This window comes from Enterococcus avium ATCC 14025, from assembly GCF_000406965.1.
Taxonomy (GTDB): domain Bacteria; phylum Bacillota; class Bacilli; order Lactobacillales; family Enterococcaceae; genus Enterococcus_A; species Enterococcus_A avium.
Window position 1 is genome coordinate 125,544 of the sequence record NZ_KE136364.1, and the last position, 10,876, is coordinate 136,419.

General features: G+C 38.1%; 7 protein-coding genes. All 7 read left to right on the top strand.

Going from position 1 to position 10,876, the window contains the following annotated elements:
- Positions 1–24: 24 nt before the first annotated feature.
- The 7 genes from groL (at position 25) to OMU_RS13495 (ending at position 10,723) form a co-directional block, all read left to right on the top strand.
- Positions 25–1,653 (top strand): chaperonin GroEL, encoded by a 1,629-nt coding sequence (gene groL / locus OMU_RS13465; protein ID WP_016180443.1) that lies wholly within the window; start codon positions 25–27, stop codon positions 1,651–1,653.
- Positions 1,654–1,942: 289 nt separating this feature from the next.
- A complete protein-coding gene (locus OMU_RS13470) occupies positions 1,943–2,302 on the top strand; it encodes a DUF1827 family protein (RefSeq protein WP_016180444.1) in 360 nt (119 codons plus the stop codon).
- A gap of 186 nt (positions 2,303–2,488) precedes the next feature.
- Positions 2,489–3,961 carry a nicotinate phosphoribosyltransferase gene (locus tag OMU_RS13475; protein ID WP_016180445.1) on the top strand — a complete coding sequence of 491 codons (1,473 nt, stop codon included), beginning with the start codon at positions 2,489–2,491 and terminating at the stop codon, positions 3,959–3,961.
- 16 nt (positions 3,962–3,977) lie between these two features.
- On the top strand, positions 3,978–4,802 hold the full coding sequence (gene nadE, locus OMU_RS13480; protein WP_034876377.1) for an ammonia-dependent NAD(+) synthetase: 825 nt from the start codon (positions 3,978–3,980) through the stop codon (positions 4,800–4,802).
- Between the two features lie 249 nt (positions 4,803–5,051).
- Positions 5,052–6,857 (top strand): LTA synthase family protein, encoded by a 1,806-nt coding sequence (locus OMU_RS13485; protein WP_016180447.1) that lies wholly within the window; start codon positions 5,052–5,054, stop codon positions 6,855–6,857.
- A 22-nt stretch (positions 6,858–6,879) separates the two neighbouring features.
- Positions 6,880–7,659, top strand: coding sequence for a tRNA 2-thiocytidine(32) synthetase TtcA (locus tag OMU_RS13490; RefSeq protein WP_016180448.1), 780 nt, complete (start codon positions 6,880–6,882; stop codon positions 7,657–7,659).
- 388 nt (positions 7,660–8,047) lie between these two features.
- Positions 8,048–10,723 carry a cation-translocating P-type ATPase gene (locus tag OMU_RS13495; RefSeq protein WP_016180449.1) on the top strand — a complete coding sequence of 892 codons (2,676 nt, stop codon included), beginning with the start codon at positions 8,048–8,050 and terminating at the stop codon, positions 10,721–10,723.
- Positions 10,724–10,876 lie beyond the last annotated feature (153 nt).

Sequence of the window (10,876 nt, forward strand, 5' to 3'; positions counted from 1 at the left end):
AAAAAATAATGAGGTGAAAGAATCATGGCAAAAGATATTAAATTTTCTGAAGATGCTCGCGCAGCAATGCTACGTGGTGTAGACAAATTAGCAGATACAGTCAAAGTTACATTAGGACCAAAAGGACGCAATGTTGTTTTAGAAAAATCTTATGGTTCTCCGTTGATCACAAATGACGGTGTAACAATCGCAAAAGACATCGAGTTAGATGATCATTTCGAAAATATGGGTGCAAAATTAGTTTCAGAAGTTGCTTCAAAAACAAATGATATCGCTGGTGATGGTACAACGACAGCTACCGTTCTTACACAAGCAATCGTTCGTGAAGGCTTGAAGAACGTAACTGCTGGAGCAAACCCAATGGGTATCCGCCGCGGAATCGAATTAGCTACAAAAGCAGCAGTTGAGGAATTGCATAGCATTTCTAAAGTTGTTGATTCGAAAGATGCTATTGCACAAGTTGCGGCTGTTTCTTCTGGCAGTGAAGAAGTCGGTAAGTTAATTGCTGAAGCAATGGAAAAAGTTGGTAACGATGGAGTTATCACAATAGAAGAATCTAAAGGGATCGATACTGAACTAGACGTAGTTGAAGGAATGCAATTTGATCGTGGTTACCTATCACAATACATGGTTACTGATAACGATAAAATGGAAGCTGCTTTAGAAAACCCATATATCTTGATCACAGATAAGAAAATCTCGAATATTCAAGATATTTTGCCATTGTTAGAACAAGTATTGCAACAATCTCGTTCACTATTGATTATCGCTGATGACGTGGATGGCGAAGCATTACCAACATTGGTATTGAATAAAATTCGTGGAACATTTAATGTGGTAGCAGTGAAAGCTCCTGGTTTTGGTGATCGTCGTAAAGCTATGCTTGAAGATATCGCAATCTTAACTGGCGCTACTGTAATTACAGAAGATCTTGGATTAGACCTTAAGGAAGCAACAATTGAAAACTTAGGTACTGCTGGTAAAGTTGTTGTAGACAAAGATAATACTACAATCGTTGAAGGTTCTGGCGATAAAGCTGCATTGAATGATCGTGTTGAAATGATCAAACGCCAAATTGGTGAAACAACTTCTGATTTTGATCGTGAAAAACTTCAAGAACGCTTGGCAAAACTTGCTGGCGGTGTTGCAGTCGTTAAAGTTGGTGCGGCTACAGAAACAGAATTAAAAGAACTAAAACTTCGTATTGAAGATGCCTTAAACTCAACACGTGCTGCTGTTGAAGAAGGAATCGTATCTGGTGGTGGAACTGCCTTAGTTAATGTTATTAAAAAAGTATCTGAATTAGAGGCTGAAGGCGATGCTGCAACTGGTATAAAAATTGTAGTACGCGCACTAGAAGAACCAGTTCGTCAAATTGCTGAAAATGCTGGCTTTGAAGGTTCAGTTGTAATCGATAAATTGAAAAATGCTGATCAAGGAACTGGTTTCAATGCAGCATCAGGTGAATATGTCAATATGATCGATGCTGGGATTGTTGACCCAACAAAAGTTACTCGTTCAGCCTTGCAAAATGCTGCATCAGTATCTGCGTTGCTATTAACAACTGAAGCAGTTGTTGCTGACAAACCTGTTGAAGGTGGAGCTGCTGCTGCACCAGCAATGGACCCATCAATGATGGGCGGTATGATGTAATTAGTTCATCATAAGACGTAAAGTCATCGGAAAATTTCCGGTGGCTTTTTTTCTAAATGGACTGATGAATTCTATAATTTTTTAGAATTCTATATCTTTAAAAAAACAAATTAAGCAGAATATATTTTTTGATTGCAAGTGATTATAAGGCGATTTTATCAATCTATTTCTTTTTTATAAGATTTTTTTTATTCATTAAAAAACGTTTGCTTCATATGGTAAAATATCATTATAAAGAAAACATATCAGTCTTATAGAATAAAAATATGTAGGGATAGGAGAATGTTGAATGAAATTAATCGAAACACCGTTGAATAGTAATGTTAACTTAGAAACACTGTATCCTAATCTAACCAAATATTTTTTTGATAAACGCCCAGCTGTAAAGCTGCTTAAATTATTTGCATATGATCGGACGAAGATCATTTACGCTGACCGCTTTGATACAATTGATTTATTGTTGCTGAATCGTAAGCGCAAAATCAGTCATCAAGAAGTAGATACAATTATTCATCGATTGTTAAAAGTGGATCGTGAAGATGTTACCGTAGATGTTGGCTACAAAAAACAAATTATCGAAGCGGGTCTTAGACCTAAAGAATCCTATAAAGATATCATTGCGGTGGAGTATAAAATTCCAAAAGAATAATCTTGAATCGAGAAAGGCTTAAGGCCTTTTTCTTTTTTTCCTTTTCCAACCAGCAATAAATAGATATAGAGTAGTCATTTTAAATAGATTTTTTTATGTTGAAGAGCTAACACTGTTGCCTCGGAATTCTTGTGCTATAATAAGTGAAATAGTTTATTTTACTAAAAACAAATGAGGAGCATGACTATGAAAAAGTTGTACGAAGATGACAGTTTGACACTTCATACGGACCTTTATCAGATCAATATGATGAAAACTTACTGGGAGACAGGACGAGCAGATCTTCATTCCGTATTCGAGTGCTATTTTCGCAGTATGCCATTTGATAATGGTTATGTCATCTTTGCCGGTCTTGAACGACTTGTAAAGTATTTGGAAGAATTAACTTTCAGTGAAAGCGATTTGGCCTATTTATCAGAGGTAGAACATTATCCGGCCGATTTTATTGATTATTTGCGTGACTTTAAGTTTACTTGCACTGTTCGTTCTGCAGTGGAAGGTGAATTGGTCTTCAGCAATGAACCGATTATTCAGGTGGAAGGGCCATTACTCCAATGTCAATTGGTTGAAACGGCGCTTTTGAACATTGTGAATTTCCAAACGCTGATTGCTACGAAAGCTGCTCGAATCAAATCAGTAATTGGTGACGATCCCTTATTAGAGTTTGGTACACGCCGAGCTCAGGAATTAGACGCTGCACTTTGGGGCACCCGGGCTGCCTATATTGGTGGAGCCGATGCTACAAGTAATGTACGAGCAGGAAAGATTTTTGGAATTCCTGATAGCGGTACCCATGCCCATTCATTGATCCAATCCTATGGCAATGATTACGATGGTTTTAGAGCTTATGCTGAGACTCATCGAGACTGTGTTTTTTTAGTAGATACCTATGATACGATCAAATCAGGTGTACCAAGTGCAATCAAAGTTGCTCGAGAAATGGGTGATAAAATCAATTTCTTGGGTGTACGGATTGATAGCGGTGATATGGCTTATATTTCCAAACGAGTCCGCCAACAATTAGATGAAGCGGGTTTCCCTGACGCGAAGATCTATGCATCTAACGATCTAGATGAAAGTACAATTTTGAACTTAAAGATGCAACATGCGAAGATCGATGTTTGGGGAGTTGGTACAAAACTAATTACGGCTTATGATCAGCCAGCGCTTGGGGCCGTTTTCAAGTTGGTTTCAATCGAAAATGAGCAAGGGGAGATGGTGGATACCATTAAACTCTCTAGTAATGCAGAGAAAGTTACGACTCCCGGTAAAAAACAAGTTTGGCGGATTACACGTAAAACTGACGGCAAATCAGAAGGCGATTATGTCACACTATGGGATGAGGATCCACGAGAAGAGAAAGAAATTTATATGTTCCATCCAGTTTATCCATATATCAATAAAACGGTGAAAAATTTTGAGGCTCGTCCAGTCTTAAGAGACATCTATATAGATGGCAAGCTTATTTATGATTTGCCGGATTTAGAAGAAGTTAAGCAGACTGCTAAAGCCAGCTTAGATTCACTGTGGGAAGAATACAAACGTGATCTAAATCCACAAAAATATCCAGTTGATCTTTCTACGAAGTGTTGGAACCATAAAAACAAAATTATGGACCAAGTGCGTAGATCTGTGGTAAAAACAGAGCAAGAAGATTAAAGGAGTGAAGCTTATGATGAAGCTGCAAGAAGAAATCATTAAGGAATTAGGGACGAAACCTACCATTGATCCCAAAGAAGAAATTCGTAAAAGTATTGAGTTTTTAAAGGATTATCTAAGGAAATATCCGTTTCTAAAGACATTTGTTTTAGGAATCAGTGGAGGGCAAGATTCATCCTTGGCTGGTCGGCTTGCTCAGCTTACGATGGAAGAGATGCGGCAAGAGACAGGTGATGATACGTATAAATTTATCGCTGTACGATTGCCTTATGGTTCTCAGGCTGATGAAGCGGATGCTAAGCGAGCATTAGATTTTATCAATCCAGATGTTAGCTTAAGCGTGAACATCAAGGAAGCTGTCGACGCGGAGGTTGCCGCATTAGAAGAAGCTGGTGTTGCAATCAGTGATTTTAACAAAGGAAATATTAAAGCACGTCAACGAATGATCACTCAATATGGAATTGCTGGCGGCAATCAAGGAGCTGTTATCGGAACAGATCATGCGGCTGAAAATATCACAGGTTTCTTTACTAAATTTGGCGATGGCGGCGCGGATATTTTACCACTGTTCCGCTTAAATAAACGTCAAGGTAAAATGCTGTTGAAAGAATTAGGAGCGGAAGAAGCTTTGTATTTGAAGGTTCCGACGGCTGATTTAGAAGATGGGAAGCCATTAATCTCTGATGAGGTAGCATTAGGAGTAACCTATGATGATATTGATGACTACTTAGAAGGTAAGTCAATTGACGAAAAGGCGCAAGCAACGATTGAAAATTGGTGGAATAAAACGCAGCACAAACGCCATTTACCAATCACGATCTTCGATGATTTTTGGAAATAGTAAATTTAATCGTAGTCTAGCGGAGCTTCAACTCTGCTAGACTTTTTTGTTTTATCCAACGATTTTAGTGTAAACTTATCGTTCTTTACTTTCTTCTAATTTCTCGCTAAACTATTTAAGATGCCTTGCCAATTCAAAAGCTTATATAGACTGGCTGAAAGATATGTGCGAAGGGCATTGGAAGGATATTTCGTATTTTAAAGATAAAAGGATTAATACGATTTAGAAATCCATAGATAGGAGAGACACATGCTCAAACTTCGAAAGATTCCTTGGCAACAGCTGTTAAAAATTATTGGTGTGATAGGATTAATTGTTAGTTCAAATCTTTTTTTTCAACTAACACAAAATGAGTTTTCCTTTGAATTAATGTTCAAATTTGCTTTTTCTTGGCACACTGAAAAATTCCTTTTAGGGTGCTTTGTACTGCTTATTTTTTATGGGTGGGTCAGCAGTCTTTTAGGCTCACTGAAATCGGGTAGTGTATTTTATCTTTTAACGGTGATTGGTGTAGGAATTGCGAATTATTTGAAGATGAACTATCGGATGGAGCCGATCTATCCAAATGATTTGAAAATGATTACTGAATTCGGAATGATCTACGACATGATTGGTCTTCCATTATTTCTTCTGTTTTTACTGATGTTGGCGTTAGGAATTATTTTAGTTCTCTTTAGTTTGAAGAAAAGCTGGAAGTTAGAGAAAAAACAACAACGGCTGCGTTTTATATTTTTCGTTTTAACTAGCAGTTTGTTGCTGTATATCGGTGGATTCAACCAGCAAGGGAATCTATTGCGCAAGGCTTATAATAAAACGGCTTTATGGATTCCCTACAGTCAAAAAATGAATTATTACAACACTGGGTTTATGGGTGGCTTTTTGTATAATTTACCGGTGGAGGCGATGGAAAAGCCAGCGGATTATTCTCAAGTGAACGTAGAAAGAATTACTAAGAAATATCAAAAAAAAGCAAAAACAACTTCAGAGGAAAAACCGAATATTATTTATGTTATGAGTGAGAGTTTTTCTGATCCAAGTCGTTTGAATGGCTTAGAAATTTTAGGTGGGGATCCACTGCAAGATTATCGTACAATCGCCGATCAAACCTATAGTGGTCAGATGCTATCGCAAAATTATGGCGGTGGGACGGCGAATATCGAATTTGAAGCCTTGACGGGTTTTTCCATGGAGCTATTCAATGCACAGATGACTACGCCTTATACAATGCTGATGTCGGATTTTGATTCATTTCCTTCGTTGGTCGGAACATTGAAGGAACGCGGGTACGAAACGACGGCAATCCATCCTTACAATACTTCAATGTACAAGAGAAAAGATGTCTATGAAACATTTGGGTTTGATCAATTCTTGGACGAAAAAACAATGAAGCATACGGATAAACTTGAAAATAATCCGTATATTTCAGATGCAGCAGCCTATCAAGAAATCTTTGATCAATTAGATAAAAATAAAAAGCCGCAATTTTTGCATTTAGTGACAATGCAAACGCATATGCCGTACGAAAATAAATACTCGAACATTCCTTACTTAGTCAAAGGGGATGATAGCTTATCTGTTCGGGCATATTTGCAGGATATTGCATACAGTAGTCAAGCGTTGAAGGATTTTCTGAAAAAATTAGACGATCTACCGGAACGAACCTTGGTTGTTTTTTGGGGGGATCATTTGCCAGGAATTTATTCAGACGATATTCAAAAGAAAAACCAAGGGCACTTACTACATGAAACAGAATTTTTGATGTATGACAATCGCCATAAACTCAATAGACAGCAAGTTACAACAAGTCCCTTTTATTTTGCAGCAGATCTTTTCCAACAGGGCAGACTTCAAATGACTGGATTTCAAAATTTATTAGTGACTTTGCAAAAAGAGTTTCCTGCCTTTGAAAAAGGAATGTACTACCAAAGTGGACAATGGTTTAAAGAAGCTCGTTTCAATCAAAAGCAAGAGAAAATTTATCAGGAATACCAAATGATTCAATACGACATTACAGCTGGTCATCAGTATAGCTTGAAAGAAAATTTTTTTGAATAAACACGAGATTAAAGGAGTAAATATGGGGTTTAAAAAGAAAGACAATCAGAATTATTACAATCCACTGCGTCGGGCAATTTTAACTCATCAAATGATTGAGCCTGGTGATAAAGTGGCGATTGGAATGAGTGGCGGAAAGGACAGCACGACATTGCTCTATTTATTAGATCGGATTCGACGTCAACGGCGTTTAGGTTTTGACTTTGAAATTGTACCGATTACTCTTGATATGGGATTTGAAGGCTGTGACATTACTCCGATGAAAAAATTTGTTGAAAACTTAGGCTATCAATTAGAGGTAGTTCCGACAAATATCGCGAAAGTCGTTTTTGATGTACGTGAAGAAAAGTCGCCCTGTTCTTTATGCGCAAAGCTTCGCCGTGGAATCTTATATAATCGCGCAAGTGAGTTGGGGTGCCAAAAAGTCGCTCTAGGTCACCACGTAGATGATGCGATTGAAACCTACTTTATGAATTTTTTGTTTCACGGACGTTTAAACAGTTTTGAACCAAAAAGCTATTTATCAAAAACGAAGGTGACATTAGTACGCCCAATGATCTATTTAGAGGAGAAACAAATTATCCGACTTGTGAAACGTGAAGAACTCCCTGTAATTTTTAATCCTTGCCCTGTGGATAAAAAAACAAAAAGGGAAGAAATCAAGAACTTGGTGACGCAGCTTGCTAAAAACTATCCAGATATCCGAGAAAAGTTTATAATGGGCATGGAACAAGGAACAGCTGAAGATTTTTGGACAAAAGTCTCTGCTGGAAACTCTTACAATTCATTAATTGAAAAGTAGTAATTGTATTCCAGCCTTTTCTCATGCTATAATTCATTTTGTATTCATGAGGGAGTAACTAGCAGCGCAAGCTGTGGCAACGCCACCAGCAAGAAAAGCAATTTTCTGGTGTTGTCTTAAATAGTGAGACTTATGTATGTGTCTTTCGCATACACAAGTCTATTTTTTTATTCCTAAAAGGAACATCATTTTAAGGATGTCAGTTCAACTTTGCCAGTTTTTCTATACGCTTTGTCAGTTCAACTTCCTGTTTTAGCAGAATAGTAGAATGATATGTCTTCGAAGGTCCAGATAAGTTCTTTTAAGAATTTATCACCATAATTTAAGAGCAGACTAGCGTAATTGGAAGAATGGTATACGACATTCGAAACGAATAAGGAGGATAATAATGTCAGAGGAGAAAAAACAACAACTGCTAAAGCCTTTTTATACTGAGGAAACAGAACAGGTCTTAGCAGAAGTTCAAACGACGGAAGAAGGATTAACAACCGCTGAAGCAGAAAAACGCTTAAGTGAGTTCGGTTTGAACGAATTAGAAGAGGGCGAAAAGAAAAGTATGTTCGCTCGTTTTATCGAACAATTCAAAGATTTAATGATCATTGTCTTATTGTTCGCGGCAATTATATCTGCGGTCGTCTCTCATGAAGTAGTGGATTCGATCATTATCTTAGCTGTTGTTATCATTAATGCTGTGATGGGTGTGGTACAAGAATCAAAGGCCGAAGAAGCAATCGAAGCTTTGCGGGAAATGTCTACACCAAATGCGAATGTTTTACGTGATGGTCATATCAGTTCAGTAAAATCAACGGATCTTGTGCCTGGTGATATCGTGATGCTGGAAGCCGGAGATGTCGTTCCTGCAGACTTGCGTTTGATTGAAGTTGCTTCATTGAAAATTGAAGAAGCAGCACTGACGGGTGAATCCGTACCGGTAGAAAAAGAACTGATTGTGATTGAAGACGGAGAAGTTGGTATTGGCGATCGTGTCAATATGGCCTATTCAAATAGTAATGTGACCTATGGTCGAGGTAAAGGTGTCGTTGTTAACACAGGAATGAATACAGAAGTTGGTAAAATTGCTGGTATGTTAGCACAAGCAGATGAGACAGAAACGCCACTTAAAACGAATTTGAACCAATTGAGTAAATTCTTGACCTTTGCAATTATTATTATCGCTATCGTGATGTTCTTTGTTGGGATTTTCTTCAACGATACATCTTGGGTTGATATGCTGTTGACTTCGATCTCGTTGGCGGTTGCAGCAATTCCAGAAGGGCTACCAGCGATTGTAACAATTATCTTGGCTCTTGGAACGCAAGTAATGGCAAAACGAAATTCTGTAATTCGTAAACTGCCAGCCGTTGAAACATTGGGTTCAACTGATATTATTGCTTCAGACAAAACTGGGACATTAACCTTGAATCAGATGACGGTTGAAAAATTATACGTAGACAATCAACAATATGATGCAAATGGTGAAGTACCAGTAGATAGTATGGCGATGAAAGTCATGAACTATGCGAATGACACGAAGTTTACCCAAGAAGGTGGCTTAATTGGAGATCCAACCGAGACAGCTTTGGTACAATTTGGGCTAAATAATGCTTTTGATGTTCGTGAAAAAGTAGCTGAAGAACCACGTGTCGGCGAATTGCCTTTCGATTCTGATCGTAAATTAATGAGTACGTTACACGAAGAAGGAACCGGTAAAATTCTGGTTGCTGTCAAAGGTGCTCCCGATGTGCTACTTGGTCGTACGTCGCAAATCCTATTGAATGGTCAAGTTGTACCAATGACTGACAAAGAGAAACAAGATATTTTAGCTAATAATAAAGACATGGCACAACAAGCGTTACGTGTTCTAGGCATGGCTTATAAATATGTCGATGTTGTTCCGGTTGAATTAGAATCTGAAGTAGTGGAAAATGATTTAATTTTTGCTGGTTTAGTCGGTATGATTGACCCAGAACGTGCTGAAGCAGCTGAAGCTGTACGAGTTGCGAAAGAAGCTGGCGTTCGTCCAATCATGATTACAGGCGATCACAAAGATACCGCCGAAGCAATCGCTGCTCGTTTAGGAATCATCGAAAAAGGTGATGATGCATCTGTTCTAACTGGTGCGCAATTAAACGAAATGTCTGATGAAGAATTTGCTCAGAAAGTTGAACATTATTCTGTCTATGCTCGAGTTTCTCCAGAACATAAAGTTCGGATCGTGAAGGCTTGGCAAAAAGAAGGTAAAGTAGTCGCTATGACTGGGGATGGTGTAAATGATGCGCCAGCCTTGAAGCAAGCGGATATTGGTATTGGTATGGGAATCACGGGTACAGAGGTTTCTAAAGGCGCTTCTGATATGGTTCTTGCTGATGATAACTTCGCGACGATCGTTGTTGCAGTTGAAGAAGGTCGTAAAGTCTTCTCAAACATTCAAAAAGCAGTTCAATATTTGTTAGCAGCCAACTTGGGTGAAGTATTGACCTTATTTATTGCAACTTTACTTGGTTGGGATACCTTATTACCTATTCATTTATTGTGGATTAACTTAGTTACGGATACCTTCCCAGCGATTGCATTAGGGATGGAACCTGCTGAAAAAGATTTGATGAAGCATAATCCTCGTGGGCGTAGTTCAAACCTGTTTTCTGGGGGCGTTTTATCAAGTATTATCTATCAAGGGATATTAGAAGCAGGTACGGTACTATTTGTTTACTGGTCCGCAATTCAGTGGCCAGTTCATACAACGTATGCAGAAATCCATTCTGATGCTTTGACAATGGCATTTGCAACATTAGGCTTGATGCAGCTATTCCATGCCTTCAACGTAAAATCTGTTCATCAGTCATTGTTCCAGGTCGGACCATTCCGCAACAAGAGCTTTAACTGGGCAATCTTGTTATCCTTTGTTTTAATGATGATCATTATTGTTGTACCAGGTTTGAATGATATTTTCCGGGTAGCACATCTTGATCTTTATCAATGGGGGATTGTAATTGGGGCATCCTTTGCGATTATTCCAATTGTTGAAATTGTTAAAGCCTTCCAACGAAGTGCACAAAAAAAATAGTTTAAATAAAAACGGCTCTTCGTCAAATCGTGTTGGTGAAGACAAATTTGAATAAAACTTAGTCCGATATGCGGCGCGTTCTGTGCGCCGCATATTTTTTTAACATTAAAGGAAGTATAACATTTTAAGCGGTCAAAGGATTGATACATCAAT